Origin of the sequence: Collinsella sp. AM12-1 (assembly GCF_003472325.1) — a bacterium.
Lineage (GTDB): Bacteria > Actinomycetota > Coriobacteriia > Coriobacteriales > Coriobacteriaceae > Collinsella.
Genome location: NZ_QRLS01000001.1, coordinates 247608 through 273030, shown reverse-complemented (window position 1 = coordinate 273030; position 25423 = coordinate 247608). Strand labels below are relative to the sequence as shown.

The 25423-nt window shown below is 59.6% G+C and carries 20 protein-coding genes and 1 pseudogene; 12 read left to right on the top strand and 9 right to left on the bottom strand.

Going from position 1 to position 25423, the window contains the following annotated elements:
• Window positions 1–13 precede the first annotated feature (13 nt).
• The 5 genes from DW136_RS01105 to DW136_RS01085 all read right to left on the bottom strand — a co-directional run bounded on the left by DW136_RS01105 (window position 14) and on the right by DW136_RS01085 (window position 6053).
• A complete protein-coding gene (locus DW136_RS01105; protein ID WP_118288893.1) occupies window positions 14–1912 on the bottom strand; it encodes a Stp1/IreP family PP2C-type Ser/Thr phosphatase in 1899 nt (632 codons plus the stop codon).
• A complete protein-coding gene (locus DW136_RS01100; protein WP_006235180.1) occupies window positions 1909–2325 on the bottom strand; it encodes an FHA domain-containing protein in 417 nt (138 codons plus the stop codon). The genes DW136_RS01105 and DW136_RS01100 overlap by 4 nt, the downstream gene beginning before the upstream one ends.
• A 6-nt stretch (window positions 2326–2331) precedes the next feature.
• On the bottom strand, window positions 2332–3342 hold the full coding sequence (locus tag DW136_RS01095) for an FhaA domain-containing protein (protein WP_117564937.1): 1011 nt from the start codon (window positions 3340–3342) through the stop codon (window positions 2332–2334).
• Window positions 3339–5192, bottom strand: coding sequence for a serine/threonine-protein kinase (locus tag DW136_RS01090; RefSeq protein WP_118288892.1), 1854 nt, complete (start codon window positions 5190–5192; stop codon window positions 3339–3341). The genes DW136_RS01095 and DW136_RS01090 overlap by 4 nt, the downstream gene beginning before the upstream one ends.
• A 144-nt stretch (window positions 5193–5336) precedes the next feature.
• Entirely contained in the window at window positions 5337–6053 is a 717-nt protein-coding gene (locus DW136_RS01085) for a hypothetical protein (protein WP_117716156.1), read from the bottom strand.
• Between the two features lie 116 nt (window positions 6054–6169).
• Between DW136_RS01085 and dnaX the strand changes: the two genes are divergently transcribed.
• A complete protein-coding gene (dnaX, locus tag DW136_RS10230) occupies window positions 6170–8644 on the top strand; it encodes a DNA polymerase III subunit gamma/tau (protein ID WP_158571415.1) in 2475 nt (824 codons plus the stop codon).
• A 54-nt stretch (window positions 8645–8698) separates the two neighbouring features.
• Window positions 8699–8959, top strand: coding sequence for a hypothetical protein (locus DW136_RS01075; protein WP_117638144.1), 261 nt, complete (start codon window positions 8699–8701; stop codon window positions 8957–8959).
• 23 nt (window positions 8960–8982) lie between these two features.
• Here DW136_RS01075 and DW136_RS01070 read toward each other — a convergent pair whose 3' ends face one another.
• Window positions 8983–9450, bottom strand: coding sequence for a hypothetical protein (locus DW136_RS01070; RefSeq protein ID WP_118288890.1), 468 nt, complete (start codon window positions 9448–9450; stop codon window positions 8983–8985).
• A gap of 349 nt (window positions 9451–9799) precedes the next feature.
• Between DW136_RS01070 and DW136_RS01065 the strand changes: the two genes are divergently transcribed.
• The 8 genes and pseudogenes from DW136_RS01065 to DW136_RS10200 all read left to right on the top strand — a co-directional run bounded on the left by DW136_RS01065 (window position 9800) and on the right by DW136_RS10200 (window position 18079).
• Window positions 9800–10120, top strand: a complete 321-nt coding sequence (locus DW136_RS01065) for a YbaB/EbfC family nucleoid-associated protein (RefSeq protein ID WP_006235174.1) — start codon at window positions 9800–9802, stop codon at window positions 10118–10120.
• A 13-nt stretch (window positions 10121–10133) separates the two neighbouring features.
• A complete protein-coding gene (recR, locus tag DW136_RS01060) occupies window positions 10134–10730 on the top strand; it encodes a recombination mediator RecR (protein ID WP_089573257.1) in 597 nt (198 codons plus the stop codon).
• A 245-nt stretch (window positions 10731–10975) separates the two neighbouring features.
• A complete protein-coding gene (locus DW136_RS01055; RefSeq protein WP_118288889.1) occupies window positions 10976–11881 on the top strand; it encodes a hypothetical protein in 906 nt (301 codons plus the stop codon).
• Entirely contained in the window at window positions 11878–13722 is a 1845-nt protein-coding gene (locus tag DW136_RS01050; RefSeq protein ID WP_118288888.1) for a hypothetical protein, read from the top strand. Before DW136_RS01055 ends, DW136_RS01050 begins: the two co-directional genes overlap by 4 nt.
• Before the next feature lie 3 nt (window positions 13723–13725).
• Window positions 13726–14664 carry an FHA domain-containing protein gene (locus tag DW136_RS01045; RefSeq protein WP_118270928.1) on the top strand — a complete coding sequence of 313 codons (939 nt, stop codon included), beginning with the start codon at window positions 13726–13728 and terminating at the stop codon, window positions 14662–14664.
• A gap of 327 nt (window positions 14665–14991) precedes the next feature.
• Window positions 14992–15258 (top strand): annotated as a pseudogene (locus DW136_RS10255) (methyltransferase); the annotation flags it as partial.
• Window positions 15259–15953: 695 nt separating this feature from the next.
• Window positions 15954–17585 carry an ABC transporter ATP-binding protein gene (locus DW136_RS01035; protein WP_055310069.1) on the top strand — a complete coding sequence of 544 codons (1632 nt, stop codon included), beginning with the start codon at window positions 15954–15956 and terminating at the stop codon, window positions 17583–17585.
• A 368-nt stretch (window positions 17586–17953) separates the two neighbouring features.
• The gene (locus tag DW136_RS10200) at window positions 17954–18079 is read left to right on the top strand and encodes a hypothetical protein (RefSeq protein ID WP_255413194.1); all 126 of its coding nucleotides are present in this window, start codon (window positions 17954–17956) and stop codon (window positions 18077–18079) included.
• A gap of 390 nt (window positions 18080–18469) precedes the next feature.
• Here DW136_RS10200 and DW136_RS09880 read toward each other — a convergent pair whose 3' ends face one another.
• From DW136_RS09880 to DW136_RS01030, 3 genes are all read right to left on the bottom strand, one after another.
• Window positions 18470–18649: a hypothetical protein gene (locus DW136_RS09880; RefSeq protein WP_128620790.1), complete on the bottom strand. Its 180-nt coding sequence runs from the start codon at window positions 18647–18649 to the stop codon at window positions 18470–18472.
• A gap of 30 nt (window positions 18650–18679) precedes the next feature.
• A complete protein-coding gene (locus DW136_RS09875; protein WP_124785779.1) occupies window positions 18680–18883 on the bottom strand; it encodes a hypothetical protein in 204 nt (67 codons plus the stop codon).
• 169 nt (window positions 18884–19052) lie between these two features.
• Entirely contained in the window at window positions 19053–20411 is a 1359-nt protein-coding gene (locus DW136_RS01030; protein ID WP_082421808.1) for a radical SAM protein, read from the bottom strand.
• A 431-nt stretch (window positions 20412–20842) separates the two neighbouring features.
• Here DW136_RS01030 and DW136_RS01025 point away from each other — a divergent pair, with 431 nt between their 5' ends.
• Both DW136_RS01025 and nifJ read left to right on the top strand, forming a co-directional pair.
• Complete coding sequence (locus tag DW136_RS01025; protein ID WP_187365023.1) at window positions 20843–21334, top strand: FHA domain-containing protein; 492 nt, start codon at window positions 20843–20845, stop codon at window positions 21332–21334.
• A 477-nt stretch (window positions 21335–21811) separates the two neighbouring features.
• Window positions 21812–25351: a pyruvate:ferredoxin (flavodoxin) oxidoreductase gene (gene nifJ / locus DW136_RS01020; RefSeq protein ID WP_118288887.1), complete on the top strand. Its 3540-nt coding sequence runs from the start codon at window positions 21812–21814 to the stop codon at window positions 25349–25351.
• Window positions 25352–25423 lie beyond the last annotated feature (72 nt).

The following is a 25423-nucleotide window of genomic DNA, read 5'->3' as shown; positions in this document are numbered from 1 at the left end:
CGGCACTCCCTTTCTAATTCTTATCGGAGGCTTCGGCCTCGGCTGACTGTTCGGCGGTTTTCTCGGAATCTGACTCGGAGGTGGATTTCTGATCGGTGTTGTCGCGAATCGTTTGCGCGTCAATCACCTGACGGGTCTGCTCCTCGTCAATCTGATGGCGGTACTTGGAAATGGTGTCCTGCGCATCGTCGACACTCGTTTGCGTAATGCCTGCCTTCAGGCGGTTTTGCGTGTCTTCGGGCAGGTCGGACAGTTTGATGCTGGTTTCGCTCTCGAGCCAGTGGAGCTCGACCCCGAGTGTCTTGCCGGGCAGGCCGCGCCAGACGGCGACATTGCCGTGGTAGGTTCCCAAGTAATAGGAGCCGGTGATGCCCGTGTATGCCCAGATGCCTGCTACCAGCACAAAGACAAGGGCCAAGATGGCGGCGATGGTGACATTGCGGCGTCGGACGCGTTTTGCCTCGCGCATGACGCCGTCGTCGACCAGGTCGACGACCACCACGGTCACATTGTCGTGGCCTCCGGCGGCGAGCGCCGCGTCCACCAGGTTGTCGACACAGATCTGTGCGGTCGAGGACTGCGTAGCGATATTCTCGATATCGCTATCGGGAATCATGCTCGAAAGACCGTCGGAGCACAGAATCAGGCGGTCGCCTTCCTCGATGTGCAGGGTAAAGTGGTCGGCATACATGGCGGGATCCGAGCCCAGCGCGCGGGTGATGACCGAGCGGTTGGGGTGGACGCGGGCCTCGTCGGCCGTAATCTCGCCGGCATCCACGAGCTCCTCCACGTAGGAGTGGTCGCGGGTCACGCGGATGAGCGTACCCTCGTGGAGCAGGTAGGCGCGCGAGTCGCCCACGTGGGCGATGGCGAGCGTGTCGTTTTCGATGTAGGCGCAGGTGGCCGTGCATCCCATGCCGGGTTTGCCCAGGCCGTTGAGGGCGGCCTCGATCACGGCGGCGTTGGCGGCCTCGACGGCTGCGGCCAGGCGCGCGGCGTCGGCGGACTGCGGCGCCGTCTTGGCGATGGTCTCGACGGCGATGGAGGATGCCACCTCGCCGGCGGCGTGTCCTCCCATGCCGTCGCACACGCAAAAGAGCGGCGACTGCACCAGATAGGAGTCCTCATTGTGCGGGCGTACACATCCGACGTCGGAGCGGGCGCCCCACATAAGCTGCGTGGTGGTGCCGGCGTCGTAGGTCGAGTCGGTCTCGATGCGCTCGTCGGTCAGCGGCTCAAAGCTCATGGTCGAGCCGGGATCTTTGAGCTTTGCCTCCACGGCGGCGACATCGATCTCGGCGGTGTCGCCGGGGGAGACGGTGTCGGCATCGTTGCCCGACTTGGCGTCGGAGATGTCCGGAAGGTTGAGATCTTCGGTTACGCGGTCGGCGGGATCGCCGTCCTGCTGCGGCTCGACAGCCGTCGGCTCGGGCGTCGCAAAGTGCGACGGCGCGGGCGTGCTCTGGGGTTGAGCAGAGGGCTCGGGAGCTGCGGCGGGCGCGGCAACGGGCCGCTCAACTTCGACAGGCGTTGCGGACGCGGGTGCCGCCTCGCTTGCCGGGGCGACGGGGAATACCGGCGCGGCAGGCTCGGGGGCTGCAAACACGGCAGCGCTCTCGTTCATCGCCTCGGCGACGGGCTCGGCAAAGTGAGCCGGTGCGGGCGTTGTCTCCGGTTCCGCGGGCGGCTCGGCAGCGTGCGCCCCGATGGGGGCGTCGAGCTGCTCGGTGTCGGCATCCTCGTCATCGACGAGTGCCGGATATTCTTGAGTTACATGCGAAAGAGGCAGGGAGAACACGGTGTCCTCGGGCTTCACGGTCGCAGGGCGCGCCGGAGCGGCATGGGCCGGCGCAGCTGCGGGGGCAGTCGGCGTCTCGGGCATGGTTGCGGACTTGTTCTCCTCGTCGATCATCGACGGTTCACCTTCATGACCACGTCGCCAATCTGGACCTCGTCACCCTCGCGCAGCGTTGCGGGCTCCACGAGCTGGCGGCCGTTGACGAGCGTGCCGTTAAGCGAGTTGAGGTCCTCGATGATGAGCGCCGGGCCCTGCAGCGAAAAGCGCGCATGCGAGGCCGAGACGAACGGTTCGTTGATGCAGATGTCCGAAGATGGCGAGCGACCGACGATGACGGGGCCGAGCATGTCTACGTGGATGCCGCGGATACCGCGCGGACCCTTGTCCACATCGATCGTCCAGATAGCCGAGTCGCGACGCTGCCCGCGCACAAGTCCCACGCCGGTCTTCATGACGGCGAACAGGAAGATATAGAGCAGGGCGACCAGGACGATGCGGCCTGCAAAAAGGACGATATCGATGTTCATAAGAGACTATCCCCTAAATTCAAAGGTGCTCAGGCCAAACGTCAGCAGATCGCCGTTGCGCAGCGGGCAGCGCGTAATGCGGCGGTTGTTGACGAGCGTGCCGTTGGTGGAATTGAGGTCCTCGATCGACCAATCCGAGCCCGTAAAGGTGAGCTGGGCGTGGCGGCGCGACACGTTGGGGTCGCGCAGGGCAATATCGGAAACTGAGCGCTCGCGACCGATAGTCACCTGTGCGGAGGTGATGCTATGGCTCTCGCCGCTCACGACGTCGACGAGCTGGGCGAGCGGGCGCTGCGGGGCGCGAGTGCTCGCCATGTTGGAGGCGATGCCGGCTGCGGCGCCTAGGCCCACGGCGGCACCGGTCGCGGCGGCTCCGCCCATGCCGGCAAGCGCGTCGCGCGAGACGGTCTGCGGCACCGGGATAGGAGCGGCGGGGTCGGGGACGCTAGGCGCGAAGGGATCTGCTACGGCAAGCGGGTCAGGAGCGGCGGCGCGAGGCGTCGGCTGCTGCTGGGGCATGGCGGCGGGGCGCTGCGGCTGCGGGGCAGCAAACTGCTGCTGGCCGGCGCGCGGGGCGCTGGCGGCACGGCTTGCCGCGGAGTTGTTTTGGCCCAGACCGTTTTGATAGGCGCGCTCTTCTTCGTACAGGCGGCCGAGCGTGGGGGCATCGACGTTCTCGGCAAAGACCGAGAACTTGCCGGCGCGCAGCTGCGGATCGATCATAAAGCGCACGAGGGGCTCGCCGACAAAGACATAGCGGCGCTTTTCGGCCTGCGCCTTCACAAACTCGCGGACCTCGCGCGAAAGCTCGGGGTAGAACGGGGCGAGCATGGGATCGTCGTCGGCGGCGATCAGGATGGTATAGAGTGCCGGCGCCGTGTTGACGCCGTTGATCACCAGAGTCTGATCCTCCATGTCGCGAGCGGCCTGCTTGGCAAGCTTCTTAAAGGAGAACGGGGCACGGGTGGCACCGAAGATGCCGGCCACGTGGTCCTCGAAGATGTTCAGGAAGTTCACGAAAGATCACTCTCCGTATAGGTTCTTTGGTATCCGAGCAAATATAGGCATATCCCAACGATTATAGAGGATAGGGTTCCCGCAACCGCCGCCTTGGCGACGACCGCGGCTGCAAGGCTGGCAATTTCCATATGGTGTGCAAGACAGGACGCCGCTGCGCAGCCGATGCCGGCGACAGCGATGGCGGCGATTACGGCAAGGTTTGAGCCCTGATCGGCACGCTTGGCATGGGCGTTGAGCAGCGCAGATGACGCCGCGGCAGTTGCCGCTACCAGCACAAAGGCAGCCCAAAGGAGTGGGTCTCCCAGCGCTGCGGCAACGTTACCGAGCCCCAGCACGCCTCCGGCTGAAAGCGCGACCGTGGCCAGACGGGCAAAAAGTGCGCCCATGCCCGTTGCCGCGGCGGCGCTTGCCGGGCCGAGCCAAAATGACGCGACGCCGGCGGTGACCCCAGCTGCCAGGAAGGTATTGCCGGTCAGACAGCCAAGCGCGAGTGCACAGGTGAGTGCGGCGCTCGCGGCAGCCTCGGTGCGACCCCAGGCGATCCACCAACCGGACATGGCGGCGGCAAAGATCACCGCGACGGGCAACATCGACAGGACGCCCTGTGCCTGCATGGTGGCGTTTGCCATGAGCACCAAAAAGCCCACAGCCGAGATGGCCGAGCCAATCTGGGGGGCCAGGCCGGCCGCCGCTCCGATCGCGATAGCCGCAATGACCAGGCCGGGAAGCGCCGCGACGCCGGCCGTCTGCATCAGCAAAAAGCTAAAGGCGCCGCACGTTAGCGCCGAGATAGCGTGCATGGCGTAGTCGCGCGCATGGCTCCAGCGCGTGCCTGCCCAGCCGAGTGCGGGGTCGACTTCGATGGCGTCGTCCTCGTAGTGCGACGGCTCGATATCGTCGAGCTCCTGCTCGTCATCCGAAAGTTCGCCAACCATTTGCTCCAGGCTGCGACGGCCTTCGCGCACGCTGCCCAGACCGGCAAGGAGCTGGTCGCAAAATGCCTCGATGCTGTTGGGGCGGTCCTGCGGCATGGGGGAGAGCGCGCTCATGAGCGCGGCCTCGGCTCCCGGGGGAAAGTGTGGTATCAGCTCGCTGGGATAGGTGGCGCCGCCGATGATGCGGCCGAGCGAGTCGGCGGGCGTGGCCGCCATAAAAGGAGCGCTGCCGCACAGGCCCTCGTAGATCACACAGGCGAGGGCAAAGACATCGGCGCGCTCGTCGACCGTGCCGGTCTCGATATCGAGCTGCTCGGGCGGCATGTAGCCGATGGTGCCGCCGCGTGAGCCGCCAAAGCCACCGGCGGACGACAGCCGCGCCATGCCAAAGTCGGTGAGCTTTACATTGCCCGAGTGGTCGATGAGCACGTTGGCGGGCTTAATGTCCAGGTGGAGTACGCCATTACTGTGGGCGAAGGTGAGCGCCTGGCCCAGGGCATCGGCAATGGCCGCGGCCTCGTCAAAGGTAAGTGAGTGGCCGTCCGCGCGGTGCAAAAACTCGGCCAGCGACATGCCATCGACATATTCCATAACCAGGTAGGCATAGGCTGTGTCGTGCGTAAAGTCGATAACCTGCACGATGTTGGGATGTTGAAGCATGGCGGCAGTGTGCGCCTCGCGCAGGACATCCATGATGTCGCTAGCGGGCATGCCGGCACCGTTGATAAGGGGGATGCGTTTAATGGCGACGCGGCGGCGCAGGTGCGTGTCGCGGCAGATCTCGATGGAGCCAAAACCGCCGGTCGCAAGTGTCTCGAGCGGCTGGTACCGCTTGAGCAGCTCGCGAGAGCTGGTGCCCTCCAAAGGAACGTCCGGCGAGAACCGGGCGGTATGTTGCGAGAAAAGCGGCATGGCCAACCCTCGTGCGTTTAAAGTTCGTTTGCGAGCGGCGGGCGCGGGGCCGAGCCGTTCGCGGTGGCATAGATGCTGCTAGTGTAGCACGCTCGGGCAGATGGCGAGGATAGCGGGATGCGAGGCTGCCTGTCTGGTTTGGTCTTAGCGCTTCTTCTTGTTCTTCTTCTGCTTGCGCTGCTTGCCCTTGGTCTCCTGGGGCTTGTCGCCCTGCTTGGCTTCGGCTGCGGCCTTCTCGGCCTTCATCTTCTTGCGTTTGGTCTCGATGCGGAGTTTTTTGTTGATGCGCGCCTTGAGGAAGGGGCCAAACTGCTCGGCATCGCCGCGAACAAAGGTGTCCTTGGGGATCGTCACGCCCTGGTCGGCGAACATGGCCACAAAGATGCGCTCGCCGTCGAGCACGTGGTCGAGCTTCTCAAACGGGAAGAACTGCGACTTGCCGCTCTTGCCCCAGACCATCAGGCCGTCCTCGTTGGCGGCGACGCGGCGGTAGCGGCCGCCCATGGACTCGTCTGCCTCGACGGCTTCGATAAAGTCGCGCGCGAGCGTATGGTGCAGATTTTTGCTCCACCAGGCCAAAAAGGCGCCGAACACGATCAGCACGACGCCGAACTTGATCCAGCTGCCGCCGGCCACCAGCATGCCGATGCCGATGAGCACGGCAATCGCGGCGGCGACGTACAGGGAGCCACGGCGCCTGGGCGAGGCGACCAGGCGGGCGAAGTCGGTGACGAGGTCGTTTTCGTACTGATACTCGTTGAGGTACAGAATGCCGTCATCGGCCGCGGCCTGCGCCTCGAGCGCGACCTCGACCTGGTCGGCTGCTTCGGAGGGAATGAGGTTGCTCTCTGCGTCTGCCATGCTCTTTGGACTCCTATCGCGGCGGACTCGCCGTACGGGTTATTATGGAATGCAGTATGCCGTGCGACCGCATGGCCGCCGCGGCAACAAGACTCAGTATACCCGGGGGAGCACCCATGGAATCGTTGTACCGAAAGTATCGCCCGCTCACCTTCGACTCCGTGGTGGGCCAGCAGCATATCGTCTCGACGCTCGAGCACGCCATCACCGAGGGGCGCCTGTCCCACGCCTACCTGTTCTGCGGACCGCGCGGCACGGGCAAGACCACCATGGCGCGCATTCTGGCCAAGGCGCTGCTGTGCCGCAATGCCGAGGCGGCGCGCGCCGAGGGTGCAAGCGGCTGCATGCCCGACGGTACTTGCGAGGAGTGCGAGCTCATTGCCGAGGGCAACCACCCCGATGTCTACGAGCTCGATGCCGCAAGCCGTACCGGCGTGGACAACGTGCGCGAGGAGATCATCAACTCCGTCAACTTTGCCCCGGTGCGCGGCAAGTACAAGATCTATATCATCGACGAGGTCCACATGCTCACGACGGCGGCGTTCAACGCGCTGCTCAAGACGCTTGAGGAGCCGCCGGCACACGTGATCTTTGTGCTGTGCACCACCGACCCGCAAAAGATTCTGGAGACCATCCTCTCACGCTGCCAGCGTTTCGATTTCCATCGCATCGGCAACGAGGATATTGCGCATCGACTGTCCTACGTGTGCGAGCAGGAGGGATTCGATTACGACGACGAGGCGCTGGCCATCGTGGCGCGCCATGCAAAGGGCGGCATGCGCGACGCGTTGTCCACGCTGGAGCAGCTGAGCGTTTTTGGCAACGGCGCTGTGCATGCGGACGATGCCCGCTCGCTTTTGGGCGAGGTTTCGGACCAGATTCTGGGCGAGTTTTCCCGCGCCATTGCCGATCGTGATGTTGCCGAGCTGTATGGGCTTATTCGCGCGCAGGTCGAGGAAGGAAACGACCTGCTGGAGCTGACGCGTGACCTGGTGGCGCATGTGCGTGACGTGTACGTTGCCTGCGTTGCCGGTGCCCGTGCCGAGCTGTTTGAGGGTGGCTCCGAGCAGGCCGAGGCACTTGCTGCCGAGGCCGCTGCCTTTGGCGAGCATCCTGCCGACCGCCTGGCCCGTGTGCTGACAGTGCTCGACGATGCCGCACTGGAGATGAGGGGCGCGAGCGACGTGCGCCTGGTGCTCGAGATTGCCTGCACGCGTCTGGCACGTCCCGAGGCCGATTTGACGATTGAAGCTTTGGCTGAGCGCGTAGCTCGCTTGGAGGCCATGGTTGCCAACGCCGCCGTTCCGGCGAGCGTGGCTGCTGCTCAGGCCGCCGCGCCTGCAGCATCCGTACCCGCTGCTGCCCAGCAGCCGACGCTAATTTCGGGCGTCCGTGCTGCTGCTCCGGCGGCATCCGCTGCCCCTGCTGCTACGTCCGCGCGCCAGGGCGGTATGCCTTGGGACCGTGGTGCTGCCGCTCCGGCTGCCCAGCCTGCGCCCAAGTCCGCGGCTCCTGCGCCGGCGCCCAAACCTGTAACGCCTGCACCTCAACCCGTTGCGGCTCCGGCCCCCGCGCCTGCCACCGTTCCGGCACCTAAGCCCCAGTCCAACAATGCCGTCCAGGTTGCCGCCGCCGGTGCTGCCGAGACGCCCGCGGTCGAGGATGCCGGAGAGCTGCAGCGCAAATGGGCCGAGGTTGTCGAGCGTGTCAAGGCGCGCCAGGCTTCCTACGCAGGGCTTTTGCTCAACGCCCGCGCCACGGCCGACGACGGCTCCAAGCTCACGGTCTCGTTCCCCGCGGGTTCGACTTTTGCCATTAAGATGCTCGGTCGCGCCGATACGCAGTCGGTGGTCCTGCCGACGGTCTGCGCGGTCTTCGGTCGTCGTACCGTCGACTATGTCCTGGGTGGGGGTGGCACGCCGGCTCCTCAACATGAGGAGCATTCTCCATCTGCACGGGCTGCGGCATCTGCGGACCCGCAACCCGTGTCCTCGGCGGCCCCTGTGTCCTCGAGTGCCAGCGCGCCGCAGCAGCAAGCGGCGCCGGTAGCGGCATCGACCCCGTCGGCGCCTAAGCCCGCGGCGTCCAAACCGGCTGCTCCGGTCCCCGCGTTCAAGCCCGTCTCGCCCGCGCCCAAGTCGTCTGACCTGGGCAAAGCCCCCTGGCTACGCTCCGACAACCCCGCCGGCGCTCCTGCCACGGGTAAGCTTCCGACCGAGCCCGCACCCCGTGCGCTCGAGCGCTCGGCTGCCCCCAAGGCTCAGCCTGTCGCGCAGCCCGCGCCGTGGGAATCCGAGCAGGTGCCCTACGACGACGCTATGGTCGGCGGCTTTGCCGGCGATGCGAGCGGGGACGATCTTCCTCCGTTCGACGTGCCGGGTGCGGCGTCCGCGCCCAAGCCCGCCGCGGCGGCATCCGCGGCCCCCACAAGCGACGACGCCCCCGCGGCTCCCTGGGAGTCCAACCCCGGTGCGGGCAGCCCCTTCGGCCATCAGGGCGCAGCCCCGAACATCCCGCAGACCGAGGACGAGGCCAAAGCCCTCATCCGCAGCGTTTTCGGCCAGTCCACCATCTTCAAGCCGGTGGAGTAGCTGCGCAGGCGGGTATACTGCTCAAGAAGAGAACCCTTTGAACGGAGCGAGCTTATGATGTGGGAATATGTCCGCCTTGAGGACGATACGCAGGTTTCGTATTCCGAAGTCCGGGAGGACAACACGGTGAAGGTTGTTGTGGAGCGCCCGCGCGATTGGGGTTTTGACACGGCGGAGTGTATCTTGCCGGCATTCAATTGGGTGTCACACGAGGGCTTTAGCGAAGCGAACCTCAAAGAACTCGATGATTTCGTGCGCAACAATGCCCCGCTCATCCTGCGTTTTGCCTACGAAGGCGGACGAGTCTATGCCTAGTCTGTTTCGACTCGGGCCGTACATCACTTTCTTTTGTCCGGGCGCATCTGTATTTCGTACATGTGTAGCGTGGTGCCGCGTGTCTCGCATTCGAGCAGGCAGATGCGTGACGGTCGGCCTAGGGTGCTGAGGTCGACACGATACGTCGCGCGGCTGTCCGTGTACTCGACTTGCTCGGCGTCGAGGGTTGCTCCGATTGTCAAGAAAGCGCCTGGTTCGGCACCGACAATCTTGGAGTCCTTTATCTTGACCTTGAACTCTTGGTAGGGGGACGGGCTGTTGTAGTAAATGGTTCGGGTTCCGTCGGTGCATTCATCGGTCGTCTCCCATTTGACGACGGGCTGGTCCGAGCTGGCTATCAGCAGTTCTGCTCCAAAAGCTATGGCATGGGTGATGATAACCAGTAATACCCAGACGACAAAGAGATAGAGAACCACATATGCAACGGGGTGTTTTGAGCGGATGTTTTGGAGTACGGCTGGGACATTCACGAGGGCACCTCCAAATCGTCATCTATGACAATCAAATTATACCCAGCCGCCATGCGTGCCGCCTCGAGCAGCGGCTCGGCATTTTGCCATGTAGCCTTGTAGCCCTACGCATAAACTGCCTGGTTCCAGCTCTGCTAGATGTAGCTTGAGATAATTATGCAACCTTGCATAATTCGACCTTGCATAATCTTGGGCGTGCGTCACGCTCAAGGACATGTATATCGACTGAGGTAGCGTGTCCGCCCCGCTTGCTTGCCCCGCGCCGTGGTACGATTTTTGAGTTTGAAAGTCCCGTCGCGCTCCGGCTGCCCTTGCAGCTTGTCGCGCGGCCGCACGTAAAGGAGCCATCATGGCCGGTATGAACATGCAGCAAATGATGAAGCAGGCTCGCAAGATGCAGGAGCAGCTTGCCGCCGCGCAGGAAAACCTTAAGTCCCAGACCGTCGACGCCTCTGCCGGCGGCGGCATGGTCAAGGTGACCGTTAACGGCGAGATGGAGCTCGTCAACCTCACCATCGACCCCGATGCCCTCGATCCCGAGGACGTCGATATGCTGCAGGACATGATCATGGCTGCCGTCAACGAGGCCGTCCGCGGTGTCAACGAGCTCGCCAACAAGCAGATGGGCGCCATCACCGGCGGCCTCAACATCCCGGGCATGCCGTTCTAAGACACGCATATATATGAGTGCCAACCATAGTCTGCAAAAATTGCTCGATGAGCTGGGCCGTCTGCCGGGCATTGGTCCCAAGTCGGCCCAGCGCATCGCCTATTACCTGCTCGAGGCCGATGCCGAGGAGGCGCGCCGCCTGGCCGAGGCTATCCTGGAGGTTAAGCAGGAGGTTCACTTTTGCAGCCGCTGCTTTAACTACGCCACGGCCGACGAGTGCTCCATCTGCCAGGATTCGATGCGCGATACCACTCGCATTTGCGTGGTGGGCGAGCCGCGCGATGTCCAGGCGATTGAGCGCACGGGCAGCTACCACGGTCTCTACCACGTATTGGGCGGCGTGATCAGTCCCATGGACAAGATTGGTCCCGAGCAGTTGCACATTCGTGAGCTGCTGGCACGCTTGGGCCACGAGGACATCCACGAGGTCATCATCGCCACCAACCCCAATATCGAGGGCGAGACCACGGCGAGCTACCTGGCCCGCACTATCAAGCCGCTGGGCGTTGAGGTATCGCGTCTGGCGAGCGGCCTTCCCGTGGGCGGCGACCTGGAGTATGCCGACGAGCTTACGCTTGGGCGCGCCATCGAGGCCCGTCGCACGATTTAGGTGGCGAGCCTGCTCCTGCCGTATGTCTTCATCGCGACGCACGGGGTAGCCATAATTTCCCCGTGCGACTGTAAGTTTGTTGTGCAACAAAGATGCTTTGTATCCGCTTATCGCATGGATGCTTCCACTCGCATCCTTAATTTGCCCATTCGTTGCGCAACCTTTTGGGTTCGCTGATACACTCAAATATGGATTCGAATGAATGCGCCGCTCCCGAGCGGCGTGTTTTTGTTGGAGGAGAACGCATGCGGCCCGGTGGCACTCAGACAAAGCGCGGCGCCGCGGTGCGCATGCGACGCCGACCGGGCTTGGCGCCGCGGGCGTACGCACTGCTGTCTTGCTCGCTGGTGCTGGTCATAGCTGGCGTTTCTGCCTATGGCATGACCGTGCCGTCCATGATGCAGGCACATGCCGCACGCGAACCGCGCGTGGGGCATGAGGTCAAAAGTGACCTGGGGACCACGACTGGATATGCTTGGGCAAGTGTGGTCGCGCATATTGTGTTTGGCACCGGCGACGCGGACGGCGCCGAGGCCCCGGACAACGAAGTCACGCTTGCCAATGGCAAAACCATCGTGCTCACCAACACCAAGATCATCGATCGGTTGTCCAACAATAGCGTGGCGGCAACGGTGAATAAGGTCGAGCAGCAGAAGGAGCAGGACGCCCAGCAGTCCGGAAAGCCCGGTAGCTCGGATACTTCTGGCTCCGGCTCGGATTCGTCGAGTTCGGGCGGTGGCTCTGGGTCGGGTTCCTCTGCCGGAGGGTCTGGAAACGGCGGCTCGACGGGCGGCAACACTGACAACGATGCAAACTCCGGTGGCCTTTCCGCTGCTGAGGAAGAGAGCATTCACAGCTGGCTTGTGACCAAGTACAACATGCTCGACGGCTATGTTTCTCGTGCCAATGACGTGGTCTCGACCTATAACTCTACGGGAGATCCCAGGCCGTGCGACAGCCTGGTCGGGGAGATGTTTGTCATTCGAGCCGAGTTCGGTCGTCAGACATTCTCGCCCCGGTCAAAGTGGTATCAGCAGTATGCCAATCTGTGGGGCTGTTACACCAACCTATGTCAATGGGTCGGCCATTACGGCGATGATGACGTCGCGCTCGGTAACTTCAACAATAACGTGGCGGCGCTTGCCCTATGATGACCGATCTTGCATCCACCACACCACAATCGCTCGGTCGCGATCCCATGGTCGGCCTGCGCCTGGCGCGTGTCGACGGGTTTGAGCCGGCCATTGCGCTCGGTCAGGACGAACTGCCTGCCTATCTGCGTCGTTTTACGATACTGTTTGCCGACGATGCCACCATGCGCCGTGGCGGTATCGGCCGCGTGACGCGTGCCGTCAACGCCCAAGGCGAGGCCGTGGCACTCAAGCAGCTCATCTTGCCAACGTGCGATGAGTTTGACGATGCCGCCGCCCATGAGGCGCTGGTCGCCAAGTTCAAAGCGGCGTTTCGCGAGGAATACGAATGCCATCGCGCCCTTTCGGGCCTTAAGGGCTTTCCCCGCCTCTATGGCTGGGGCGAGGTCGACGGTGTGCCTGCAATTGTCATGGAATGGGTCGAGGGCGAGACGCTCGCCCGCTTGCGCTCGCGCTTTGCCGTGGACGATGCCGGCCGCCTATCGCCGCTTGTGGCGGCGCGTCTGGGTCGCGACCTGTTCGATCTGCTCTGCCGTATGAGCCTGGTGGGCGAGGGCTTTGTCCATCGCGATATCTCGCCCGCTAATATTATGGTGCGTACGGCGCGTCTACCGCTTGACCGGCAGCTTGCCGAGGGCACCTTTGACCTGTGCCTGATCGACTTTGGCTCGTCGCTGGCGCTTGAGCCTGCGTCGGCCGTGGCCGGTACCGGCGGCAAGGCGTCGTTTACGGAGCGCTATGCCACGCTGCGTCGCGCGACGGTTGCCTATGCCCCGCCCGAGATGCTCACCGACGATATTCCCGACCTGCGCGCTTTGCGTATGTCGCCGGCGATCGACGTCTATGCCGCAGCAAGCACGGTTTACGAGCTCATTGCCGGCGCCGCGCCATACGAAGCCGCGCCGAGCACTTCGGGCACCTCGGGTTCGCGCAAAAAGACGCGCGACATCGCCAGCCCCTACCGTCTCAAGATGGACACGCTGCCCGACTATCCCATTGGTGCCCATGCGCCCGGTTGCGATTTGACTCAGCTGCTTCGTCGTGAGCCCGATGTGGCGCTCGCTGCGGCCGAGCAGGCCCAGCAGCTGGGGCTTGAGCCGGATTCCGAGGAGCTACGCGATGCGCTGGCGTTTGTCGATGCCCAGCTGTTCGACGTGGTGATGGCCTGTCTGTCCAGCCATCAAAAAGATCGTCCCGAGCCGGCGGCGGTCGAGGCGGCGCTCTCGGCGTTTTGTGACCACTATGCGCAAAATGTCGGTCGTTCGCTCCGCGGCGAGCCGCTCACGCCGTGCCCCATGGATGCGTCTGGCCGCGCGGTTCGTCGCGCGCTGATGGTCGGCGCGACGGTCGTCTGTGGCGTGGTTTGGGCTGTGGTCGTGGTTTCGGCCGCGCTGCTGGCGTCGGGCGCTCGCGTGACGGCGACTTTGGGATCGCTCGTGTGGTCTGGGTCGCTACCGGGTATTATTGCCGCACTGGCGTTGGCGCTGCCAGGCATAGCCGGCGTTGCCGCGGGGGCACTTGCGCGCGATCGGCGCTCGGGCTTCCTGCAGGGTGTGCTTGCGCTTTCTGCCTGCGAGGTTCCGGTGCTGGTTGTGGCTGCATGTAGCGTATTTTCCCAACGCGCCGTGATGGGCGGCCTTGTTGCCGCTCTGGTTGCAACCTATACGCTTACGTGGTTTTTGCTTGTGATGGGCTTTGCCTTTGAACTTCCCGTTTCGGCACCGCGACGCACAAAAGCCCAGATGGCGACTCCGCTTGCCGGTGGAGCCGCAGCTGTCCGTACTTTTGGCGGACCTGTCGAAGTATCGTCCGATTCTATTTCTACGACCAAGGAGGCCTAGGTCATGGCATCTCAAGTTGAGCTCACCCCATGCGGGGCCATGTTTGACATCTTTAAGCGCGCAGCGCATCTGAGCCATATCGAGCTGTGCGGCTTGGTGCTTTCGTCCCGTCCGCTCGCCGACGGCCGCAGCCCGCAGAGCCGAGCCGCCGATCGCTCTTGGGTTTCCCGCTTTATCGTTCGCGCGCCGGTCGGCACGCTTCAGCAGCGCTACTTTGCCGAATACGGTACCTCGGCTGCGCGTATTATGTCGCAACTGGCCCTGCGCCAGCGCAATCCCATGGACTCCACGGCTGTGATCAATATGGTGTGCGGTCCTGCAGGTGAACCGATGGTACGCGCGCTCGAAGAGTGCCACCAGGACACGAATCTCTATCGCAACGCGCTCGATCGCCTGTCCCAGGCGGCGGAACTCATGCCCGCCGAGCGCGCCGAGGCCGTGCTGGTGCTGTTTGTCGCCGTCGGTTGTTCGGCGGATGTGCGGTCCTCGGTGAACTATGCCATCGACTACGCACACGCGACCTGTGGCGGAGGCACATCCACGCCGCGTTCGCTTGGCATGTCGCTGACTGCGGGCGAACGCGAACCCGCCCCGGCGCACCCTTTGGGCTTGCTGCGCGTGCAAAACAGTTTTGTCGTGAGCGCCCCGCGCTGGATTCAGCCGAGTGAGCAGGGTGTTGAGATTGGCGCGCTGGCCACTGGTGAGGGCGATATTACCGACGTCGGCGACGATGTCTCGGCCCGCCATGCCCATATCTGGTGCGATGCTCAAAATATCTGGCACGTCGAGGACTTGTCGTCCACCAACGGAACCGTGGTGGTAAACGGGGCCACGCGCGTTTGCATTCAGGTCGAGCCCGGCCGTTCCGCCCAGCTCAATCCCGGCGACGAGCTCAAGCTCGGCGAATCCACTACCTATGCCATCCTCTTCGGTGCCCTCTAGCCGGCAGTTAAGGACGTTCCTTTTCTGCCGGCACTTGGGGACACTCCTCGGCGCGCCAGAGCCGGTCGCCTGGGGATGGAGAGGCCATTTTGGCCCTTGGCGGTCAGTCGGGGCGAAACTAGAAGATCTTTCCGATTCGCGGCTGTTCATGCTTGTAGAGCATCTAAAACAATAGGATGTTATTCTGGAATATGCCGGGTGCGTGAACTTGCCTGTCTTAGCCTTAATAAGGTATAGGGGAGTTTGGCTCAGGGGTTCCGTGTTGTTCTTCAGCGCAGTATTGTGGGACAGATTTGCTGAGATTGGCGCCTTACACCGCAGAGCGCACGGAAGGCTCTCGATTTGTGTTCTGGCCCCAGAATACAGGGCCTGATACTTACCAACTGTGGCATGGATGTAACATCTGTAGAAATCAACCCTTTTGTTGTCGACCTTTGTAAGAAAAACACTGCCATCAACTCTTTGGATGACGAAACTAGGGTGCTTGAGGGGAGCCTTTACTCCCCTCTGAGAGATGACTCATGTTTTTCGCTTGTCGTTGTGAATCCTCCGTTACTGCCGATTCCGGATGAGATTCCTTATCCCTTCGTTTGAGATGGAGGACAATCGGGTCTGGATAAAACACTTCGTATTCTTAAGGGTGGCGATACGCATTTAGAGAAAAACGGTAAATACTGCTAATAGGGGTGACGACGATGGTGCGGGGGCGACCCGCGATGCTCTCATCAATACGTCGGATACTTGGGAAATCAGGTCTAGATGCATGTATGATGATGCTGTGTGGCTATTCAATTAATCCGCGTTCCGAATGGGTGCAGGGTATAGCTGCGACATCGTATGCTTTTGACCCGGCGCGATACTCAGATATTTCTGAGGCGGTTGACGAAGTTTATACGCACTATGCCGCGCAAGGCGTTTCGGAAGTTTGCACATCTACGTTACGGGCTTAGGTTTCTTCAAGCGAGCAGGCCGGTTGCGTTATTTCGAGCGATTTTTCTAGTCTAGACGACAAAAGGCAAAGGATTTGATGGGTATAAAACGCGGACGTTTGTGGGCGGATGCTCAAATCTATTGTGGCAATCGGGCGGTTGAAAAAGATATTTCAACCGCCCGATTGCCAGGTTCGTCGGAGGAGATGTCCGATTCCGACTCTCTTGTAGGAAGAGCTTGAGATCGTATTGGCCCAAGGCAATCTTAAAGCAGTCTCATTGGCAAATCTTCGCTCCTGTTGTGTTGAGGTGTAAGGTATCAGTGATTGATGTTTTGTGGCGGGTAGATTGGGGCCTTCCTTGATTCGATGCGTTCTCTCGAGGTTCATCAGAGCAAAAGGGGCTTTCGTCTTCATTGCTATCACGGTGATTGGAACCGCTCTCTCCTATGCCATGCCATACGTGAACGGGAAATTCTTAGATTTTCTTCTCGGTAACCGCAGCGAAAGAGACGCCGTACTCTTCGCGCTCCTGGTTGCGTCAATAGGAGTTTTCTCCACCCTCTTTACTTATTTTGCAGGAACACTTTCCATTCGCATAACCACGAGACTTTCCTTTGATCTTCTCAGGGAGGCCGTCTTGCGTTTTGAAAGAGACGATTACTTGGTGAGTCGGACCATCGATCCAGCCTATACAACGCAACGGATTATTTCCGACTCCAGCGTGGTCTCATCCTTCGTTTTGGCGAATTTTATCAGTGCGCCGCTGTCCATTGTAGCCATTCCCATCGTATTGCTTATCATATGGTCAATTGATTCAACTCTCGCGGTGTTTTCCATCATTCTCCTCATCGTGTATTTCTGTGTAATTACTGGGTTGAGGAAACTTTTGTATAGGGTCACGTATGAGAAGAAAGAGGCGGACAGCGCCTTTTACGCCGCAATTGCATCGCAGCTTAATCAGATTCTCAACATTCAACTGACATCTTCGTACGGCAAGAGCGAACAAGCGCTCGACGCTGGGTTTAAGAGCTATTTTCCCAAAGTTTTGCGCTCCGGAAAGCTATCATATTCTCTGACATCGCTCGATGGTCTTTTCGCAGCGTTGTTTCAAGCGGTGATACTTGTTGTTTCCGGAGTACGAATCATTAACGGAACTATGTCAATAGGCGAGTACACTATCATCGGTACATACTTCGCGGTTCTCTTTAAGACTTTGAAAAGTATGATGTCATTGTTCAAATCCTATCAAGATGCCAAAGCATCATGGGATAGGACGGCTATCGCGACGAGAGAAAAGGAGAGATCGGGGTGGAATCGGACCGATTTAGCTAAACTCGATGAAATAAATGACATTTCGGTATCTGATTTGGAATTCTCGGTTGCCCTTCCAGACGGATCTGTCCGAGAGGTCCTCGGCGGGTTTTCTTTCAAGTTTTCCGGTCCTGGTACATATTGCATAGTTGGGGAAAACGGAAGAGGCAAGACGTCACTTCTTTACTTGATGCTCGGGCTATACTCATCGAAAGGCAAAGTAAAATACAACGGCGTGCCAATCGAAGAATGCGACTTGGATTACATACGTGCGAGAGAGATATCGTGCTGCCCACAGTCGTGCTTCGCGCCGGACGAAACGGTGAAAGAGCTGTTAGAGTATTTCGACACGCCCTTTTCTTCCTATCACCGGGGTGTAGATGGCCTACTTTCGCTGGAAAACAGCGTGAAGGAGTTGCTCGGGAAACGTTGCTCCGCGCTTTCGGGCGGTGAGCTGCGCCGAGTGTACTTATGGTCGGCGATTTCACGCAAGTCGTCAGTTTTGGTACTCGACGAGCCCACGACTGGGTTAGACGCTGTAAGCCGCGCCGAGCTTGCGGCCTATGTTAAGCGCAACAAGCAAAGCCAGCTGATCATCATTGTCTCTCACGATGACGAGATGGTCGGCGCGGTAGAAGGGGTAGTGGATTTAGGCAGCATGTACCGGGGTAAATGCTGACAAGTGTAGTGCTACCCAACTGACAGAGATAACAAAAAAGCGATGCAGATGCACGTAGCATTCAGTCGGTTCGGACTCGGTGCCTTCACGCCATCGCAACGCTTTCAGATATAGTTCTCATTCTCTTACTAAAGGAAACTTTAGTCTACGTTGTCTTGTCGAGACAGAGGTGAAGCGAAGTGTTGTCGCGACGTATCTTATTCCAGGTGGCTCAGTATCATCGTGAGAATCACACCAAAGTGTACTTACAATTCTCGTGTCCCACGGACAACATGAGCTGAGCATTGAGGTTCCACCCTTTGCTGCAACTACACGGGGTTGGACGGCAATGAATATGCCGGGCCGCATGCCACGCGCAGCGGGGGTCCATGCCCCAGTATGTTGCCTACAGCAGCCTCGATGTCCACGCACACATCATCTCTGCCTTCGTGTTCAATCCGTTTGCCGGAGAGTGCGAGGGTTACAAGGCCGTAGAATACGAGCCGAACAAATGAAATGCGGTATCGACGCATAGGATTAAACTGACGATTGCTTTGCACCGAAAATACGCCCGGAAAGCCGCTATGGGTGGCGGCCCGGGTTAAATTGAGAGGCCCGTCCGATCACTTTCATGTGACGAACGGTCGGGCTTCTTATTCCACTTGCCAATGCTCGGCTCATATTGGAAGAAAGCTTCGCTAATGTTTGCGTGATGCTCCTATTTTTTCCGAAGAAAGAATCGGATAATGAAGAATAACAATAAAAAAGGTGCCAGATATAAAGCAAGTACAAAGGTTAATCCAACGAGACCTTGCAATAATGGCATAACTCCTCCCAGACACGAGATTTTGGTATTTGTCCCCATCTTATTTTGAATTGGACCAAATAGTTCCTAGACACAAAAACTACTCGTCAACTGGATCGCACCAATCTGCTGGCAAAACACAGCTTGATTCTTTATCGACATAGCACCAATCCGCAACAGGGCACTCGGCGATGTCGTAAAAATTGCATATATCAACTCCAAGACAACAAGGCTCAACGGGAGTATGTTCATTTGAACCAACAGGATGGATATGCTTCATAACAGCTCCTCACCTTAATCCAATTAGAGACTACGTTTGATCAATGCCACAGTGATCTACAACGCAGATGCTGCCGCCATCCATGTCATAGTCGCAGTAATCGTATGCACCACAGCCATCTGCTTTATCATAAACAGTACAGATGTCAGTAATGCCCAAGAGGCAGTCAAAAGACATCGGCTTCACGCCTGCCTCGTCGCCACTTCCTGGATTAATCGGATGAATATGCTTCACGACTACCTCCCTTTGAGTGCAGAAAAACCTCAATATTGTGTATAACAAACCAAGATGTCTAGTTCACCATATTTCTAGAATGGTTTCGGCGAACGTAGCAATAAGCTTCGCAGACGGTAATCAGAAGAACGAACACCTCCACAATGGTGACAGCAATGCGCTGAACCGCTTATTCCGATACAGTAGCTTCTCGTTGATTTTTCTCCTGCGAAGATGAGTGGCGGGAAATAAGGTCAAAAGCCATCTCGTAGCACATTTTTCTATATTCACATGATGCAGGGTGTAGACTCTTGGGCAAGTAGCCGTGCTCGTCTGCAGCCTCCCAGCTACAGCCCCCACCACAGAAAGACCGAGCCCAACAGTCCGTACAGTCAATTCTTTTTTCGACACCCTGACTCCAGTTTTCAATATACCTAGTTTCGTCAATTCCGGTGACGATGTTGCCCATTTTGAATCGCATCATCCCGACAAACCTGTGACAGGGGTATACGTCCCCTTCGGGAGTCACGGAAATAAAACGCCTGCCAGCCCCGCATCCGACAAAGGCGATCCTGTTGCTCATAATCAAATCAACTGCAGTTTTCAATGTTCTAAACAAGGGCTTTTCCCCTTGATCAATCTGTTTGAGATATTGATCCGCCAAATCTATTAGGCCCGCCCTGATTTTGTTTAATGAGTGTTCGTCGAGTTTGATATTCTCATCGAATGAGCTCACGGGCGAGAAGTAAATCCTTCTGAAGCCCATCTCTTTAAACTGAAGATAGTCTTCAACAAGGTTACAGTTATTATTTGTTAAGGTCGCTCTTGCGCCGAAGGGGAACGACTCGGAAAAACGACGAACGTTTTTGTCGATATCGGAGAAAGAGCCGCCTCCCGTCTTGTACGGGCGCGATGCATCGTGCTTGCATCCTGTACCATCGAGACTAATCAGAACAGAAAACCCGTGCTCCTTGAAAGAATTCACAGCAGTGTCATTCAAAAGCGTTCCGTTGGTCGTAATAGAATAGGTAAAGTTTCTATTGGGGTATATTCTTTTTGAATAGTCGACCGTTTTCCATATCAGCGGCTCGTTAATCATGGGTTCCCCACCAAAAAAGACGATTGCAAGCGTTTCGTTTTCCGATGAACTTGCGACGAGGTAGTCGACCGCCTTGAAGGCTATCTCGTCTGTCATCAGCAGAGGAGACGTTCCATAATCTCCTTTACCGGCAAAACAGTAACTACAACCAAGGTTGCATGCATGTGAAACGTGGAGTTCGATGGATCTAAGTTTTCGAGGCGTGTCTTTTGTTAAGAAAGTCCGCTCAGACAATCGTTGATACTCATCAATGTCGTCTTCAAGTTCTGCTATGGTCGTTTGGTCGTAGCCTTTCGCAGCAAGTGACTTTGTTAGCAACTTCGAGTTGACCGTTCTTCCCGATGCTTCAAATATGCGAAGCGCATCTTCTGATGCTTGGTCAACCTGAAAGCAATTGCGAGTGACCTCATCGAAGCAGTAACGACGATCACTTACTGAGAAAAAATGCATACGTTCCTCAATTTCATGCTGGACTGGCACTAACCTTGTTTATTGTTACGCAGCTATAAAAAACCACCAGCGGGGATTCGGTGTGCGGCCCAATCGGACTCCCAAAAGGTTCTATTTGAGACTGGCAAGCTTTGTGTTGTTGGCACTTCGACAGCGCTCTTTATTCCAACATGGAGCCTCGCAGTTTGAGTCGACTTGCCTCTGGAAGGTCCGATCTCAACTTGATTTAGGATGAAAACAGATTACAGGCGCGCTCCTCTAGAAAGAAAGGAAACCAATCGCCGCCTTTCACCAGGAAAGTTTTTATAGCCCACCTCGAGCAAAATGAAAGATGCGAGAGCGATTGGGGAACAACGCGAATCTCCCCTTTTGGGTGGGAGCGAGCCTTCAGCCACCGGCGAACGACTCGCCCTGGTCAGAATCTGGAAGTGGTGCCGGGCCGCTTGGGCCTCCCCGGTGACTTCGTGGGGCTTACCTGCCTGACGTCGAGGAGTACATCCGCAAGATTCGTTCCCTATGCCGTTTGCTCTCACGCCCGCCTTGGTTCCAAGTCGGGCGAGCACGAGGTCGCGCCGGCGCATCCGCTGGGACTGCTGCGCGTGCAAAACGGCTACGCGGTGAGCGTCCCGCGCTGGATTCAGCCGAGTGAGGAAGGCGTCGAGATCGGCGCGCTGGCAACGGGGGAGGGCGGCATCACCGATGTGGGCGATGACGTTTCGGCTCGCCATGCCCACGTGTGGTGCGATGACCAAAATGTCTGGTACGTTGAGGACCTGTCGTCCACCAACGGAACCGTGGTGGTAAACGACGCGACGAACGTCTGCACCCAGGTCGAGCCCGGCCGCTCCGCCCAGCTCAACCCCGGTGACGAGCTCAAGCTCGGAGAATCCACAACCTACGCCATCCTCCTCGGCGCCCTCTGACTCATCTCCTAAATAAGTTGCGGTGAAATAGGGGCTGTTTAAGGCTACGGCCGGCAAAAACAGTTCCTATTTCACCGCAGCTGCCATTTGGTCCCTCGGCGACGGAAGGATCAATTTTGCCCTTGATGGTCACCCAAGGTAAACCTTTACCGCCCGCCTATATTTGCCGAAATTACACTTGACGGCGGGGTACAATAAACCCGCATGCGGATTTCCGTTGCGGGCGCTTCCCATCGCCGGGGCGTGCCCGGGAGCATCCGGCATGCGGCCTTTGCGGCGCTCGGTCATGTGCAAGACGGGTAGCTGGGCTTGTGGAGCGCGTGCAGCCCTCCTCGCCTCGGCATGCCTTCTCTCCACGCCATGTGCCTGCTGCTGAGCCTGCCTGCCAGATGATTGGAAGCAACAGCGAAAATCCCATCACGCCAACATCCCGGCGATCGCCGGGGCCTGTATACCTATATGAGAGGAGAGGGGTATATGGCGCGTAAGTTTAAGTCTATGGACGGCAACGAGGCGGCCGCATATGTTTCGTATGCGTACACCGAGGTAGCGGGAATCTATCCCATTACGCCGTCCAGCCCGATGGCCGACCATGTCGACCAGTGGGCGGCCCAGGGTCGCAAGAATATCTTCGGCACCCCGGTCAAGGTCGTCGAGATGGAGTCCGAGGCAGGTGCAGCCGGTACCGTTCACGGTTCGCTGGGCGCCGGTGCTCTGACCACCACCTACACGGCTTCTCAGGGTCTGCTCCTGATGATCCCGAACATGTACAAGATCGCGGGCGAGCAGCTCCCGGGCGTCTTCCACGTCTCCGCGCGTTGCGTCGCTTCCCACGCCCTGAACATCTTTGGCGATCACTCCGACGTCATGGCCTGCCGCCAGACCGGTTTCGCCATGCTCGCCGAGGGCAACGTCCAGGAGGTCATGGACCTCTCGCCGGTGGCTCACCTTGCCGCCATCGAGGGTAAGACCCCGTTCCTTAACTTCTTCGACGGCTTCCGCACCAGCCACGAGATCCAGAAGGTCGCCATGTGGGACTACAAGGATCTGGCCGAGATGTGCGACATGGACGCCGTCCAGGCTTTCCGCGACCACGCGCTCAACCCTGAGCACCCGCACACCCGCGGCAGCCACGAGAACGGCGATATCTTCTTCCAGAACCGTGAGGCCTGCAACAAGGTCTACGACGAGCTTCCCGCCGTCGTCGAGGGCTACATGAAGAAGATCAACGAGAAGCTCGGCACCGATTACGGCCTGTTCAACTACTACGGCGCTCCCGATGCTGATCGCGTCGTCGTGTGCATGGGCTCCTTCTGCGACGTGCTCGAGGAAGTCATCGACTACCTCAACGCTCACGGCGAGAAGGTCGGCCTGGTCAAGGTTCGCCTGTTCCGTCCGTTCTCCATCAAGCACTTTGTCGACGTTCTCCCCGAGACCGTCAAAAAGATTGCCGTCATGGACCGCACCAAGGAGCCGGGTTCCATCGGCGAGCCGCTCTACCAGGACGTCGTCTCCGCTCTCTACGAGGCCGGCAAGACGGGTATCAAGGTCGTCGGCGGCCGTTACGGCCTGGGCAGCAAGGACACGCCTCCCGCGTCCGCGTTCGCTGTCTTCGAGGAGCTCAAGAAGGACGAGCCCAAGCGCGAGTTCACCATCGGCATCGTCGATGACGTGACCAACCTGAGCCTGCCCGAGGCCGAGGATGCGCCCAACACCGCAGCCCCCGGCACCATCGAGTGCAAGTTCTGGGGTCTGGGTGGCGACGGTACCGTCGGCGCCAACAAGAACTCGATCAAGATCATCGGCGACCACACCGACAAGTACGTCCAGGCCTACTTCCAGTACGACTCCAAGAAGACCGGCGGCGTCACCGTCTCGCACCTGCGCTTTGGTGATTCCCCGATCCGTTCGCCGTACTACGTGACCAAGGCCGACTTTGTCGCTTGCCACAACCCCAGCTATATCGTCAAGGGCTTCAAGATGGTCCGCGACGTCAAGCCGGGCGGTACCTTCCTGGTCAACTGCCAGTGGAGCGACGAGGAGTTCGCCGAGCACATGCCCGCTGTGGCCAAGCGCTACATTGCGAACAACAACGTCAACGTCTACCTGATCGACGCTATCGACCTGGCCGCCAAGGTCGGCATGGGCAAGCGCACCAACACGGTGCTCCAGTCCGCCTTCTTCGCGCTGGCCAAGGTCCTGCCCGCCGAGGACGCCCTGCAGTACATGAAGGACGCGGCTACCAAGTCCTACATGAAGAAGGGCCAGGCCATCGTCGACGCCAACCACAAGGCTATCGATGCCGGCGCTACCGCCTTCCGTAAGTTCGAGGTTCCGGCCGACTGGGCAACTGCCGAGGATGCTGCCCCCATCGAGCTCTCCGAGGAGACCAAGTCCGCCATCGCCCAGCAGGTCAAGAACCTGCTCGAGCCCATCGATCGCATGGATGGCGACAGCCTGCCTGTTTCCGCCTTCGTCGATTGTGCCGACGGCCAGTTTGAGCTGGGCGCCTCCGCATACGAGAAGCGCGGCGTCGCCGTGGTCGTTCCTCATTGGGACGAGACCAAGTGCATCCAGTGCAACCAGTGCGCCTATGTGTGCCCGCATGCCACCATCCGTCCGTTCGCGATGACCGAGGACGAGGCTGCCGCCGCGCCCGAGGCTACCCGCACGCTCGACGCTATGGGCCCCAAGGCCAAGGGCATGAAGTTTACCATGGCCGTGTCCCCGCTCGACTGCATGGGCTGCACCAACTGCGTCAAGGTCTGCCCCAAGGGTGCCCTCGAGATGGTTCCCACCGAGCAGGAGATGGACCAGCAGCCCGTTTGGGACTACATGGTCGAGAACGTCTCCGAGAAGAAGGAGCTCATCGCGGCCAACGTTAAGGGCAGCCAGTTTAAGCAGCCCTACCTGGAGTTCTCTGGCTCCTGCGCCGGCTGTGCCGAGACCGCCTATGCACGTCTGGTGACCCAGGTCGCCGGCGACCGCATGTTCATCTCCAACGCCACCGGCTGCTCCTCCATTTGGGGCAACCCCGCTGCCACCGCTCCTTACTGCAAGGACAAGGACGGTCACGGCCCGGCGTGGAACAACTCCCTGTTCGAGGACAATGCCGAGCACGGTCTGGGCATGGCCGTGGGCTATGAGGCTGTCCAGCACAAGCTGATTGCCGCCACCCAGGAGATCATCGCCGCCGATGGTCCGTCCGACGAGCTCAAGGCTGCCGGCCAGGCTTGGATTGACTCTGTCAACGACGCCGAGGCCTCCAAGACCGCTGCCGCTGCCTACGTTGCCGAGCTCGAGAAGTGCGGCTGCGAGGCTTCCAAGGCAATCCTCGCCGACAAGGCTTACCTCACCAAGAAGTCCTTCTGGATCTTCGGCGGCGACGGTTGGGCCTACGACATCGGCTTCGGTGGCCTGGATCACGTCCTGGCTTCCGGCCACAATGTCAACGTCTTTGTCTTCGACACCGAGGTTTACTCCAACACCGGCGGTCAGGCCTCCAAGGCCTCGAACCTGGGCCAGGTTGCTCAGTTCGCCGCTGCCGGTAAGGTGACCAAGAAGAAGTCCCTGGCCGAGATTGCCATGAGCTACGGCTACGTCTACGTGGCACAGGTTGCCATGGGCGCCAACCCGGCTCAGACCCTCAAGGCCATCCACGAGGCCGAGGCCTACGACGGCCCGTCCCTCATCATCGGCTACAGCCCCTGCGAGATGCACTCCATCAAGAAGGGCGGCATGCAGAACTGCCAGGCCGAGATGAAGAAGGCTGTCGAGTGCGGTTACTGGAACCTCTTCCGCTTCAACCCCGAGGCTGCTGCCGGCAAGAAGTTCTCGCTCGATTCCAAGGAGCCCGCGGGCGGTTATCAGGAGTTCCTGATGAATGAGGCCCGTTACGCTTCGTTGACGCGTTCCTTCCCCGAGCGCGCTGAGGAGCTCTTCAAGGAGAACGAGCAGGCCGCTATGGATCGCTACGCTCACCTGCTGAAGCTCAAGACGGTGTACAACGAGGCCTAGGTCTCCCACCGCAGGATCTGAGGGCTAACCTTCGCGGACGTCCTCGGACATGAAAGAACCCCCGCTGCGCAC

Coding starts and splice junctions, on each gene's coding strand:
- DW136_RS01105 (WP_118288893.1), bottom strand. CDS start 1,912: ATGATCGACGAGGAGAACAAGTCCGCAACCATGCCCGAGACGCCGACT.
- DW136_RS01100 (WP_006235180.1), bottom strand. CDS start 2,325: ATGAACATCGATATCGTCCTTTTTGCAGGCCGCATCGTCCTGGTCGCC.
- DW136_RS01090 (WP_118288892.1), bottom strand. CDS start 5,192: ATGCCGCTTTTCTCGCAACATACCGCCCGGTTCTCGCCGGACGTTCCT.
- DW136_RS01085 (WP_117716156.1), bottom strand. CDS start 6,053: ATGGCAGACGCAGAGAGCAACCTCATTCCCTCCGAAGCAGCCGACCAG.
- dnaX (WP_158571415.1), top strand. CDS start 6,170: ATGGAATCGTTGTACCGAAAGTATCGCCCGCTCACCTTCGACTCCGTG.
- DW136_RS01075 (WP_117638144.1), top strand. CDS start 8,699: ATGATGTGGGAATATGTCCGCCTTGAGGACGATACGCAGGTTTCGTAT.
- DW136_RS01065 (WP_006235174.1), top strand. CDS start 9,800: ATGGCCGGTATGAACATGCAGCAAATGATGAAGCAGGCTCGCAAGATG.
- recR (WP_089573257.1), top strand. CDS start 10,134: ATGAGTGCCAACCATAGTCTGCAAAAATTGCTCGATGAGCTGGGCCGT.
- DW136_RS01055 (WP_118288889.1), top strand. CDS start 10,976: ATGCGGCCCGGTGGCACTCAGACAAAGCGCGGCGCCGCGGTGCGCATG.
- DW136_RS01050 (WP_118288888.1), top strand. CDS start 11,878: ATGATGACCGATCTTGCATCCACCACACCACAATCGCTCGGTCGCGAT.
- DW136_RS01045 (WP_118270928.1), top strand. CDS start 13,726: ATGGCATCTCAAGTTGAGCTCACCCCATGCGGGGCCATGTTTGACATC.
- DW136_RS10200 (WP_255413194.1), top strand. CDS start 17,954: ATGCCCCAGTATGTTGCCTACAGCAGCCTCGATGTCCACGCACACATC.
- DW136_RS09880 (WP_128620790.1), bottom strand. CDS start 18,649: ATGAAGCATATCCATCCTGTTGGTTCAAATGAACATACTCCCGTTGAG.
- DW136_RS01030 (WP_082421808.1), bottom strand. CDS start 20,411: ATGCATTTTTTCTCAGTAAGTGATCGTCGTTACTGCTTCGATGAGGTC.
- nifJ (WP_118288887.1), top strand. CDS start 21,812: ATGGCGCGTAAGTTTAAGTCTATGGACGGCAACGAGGCGGCCGCATAT.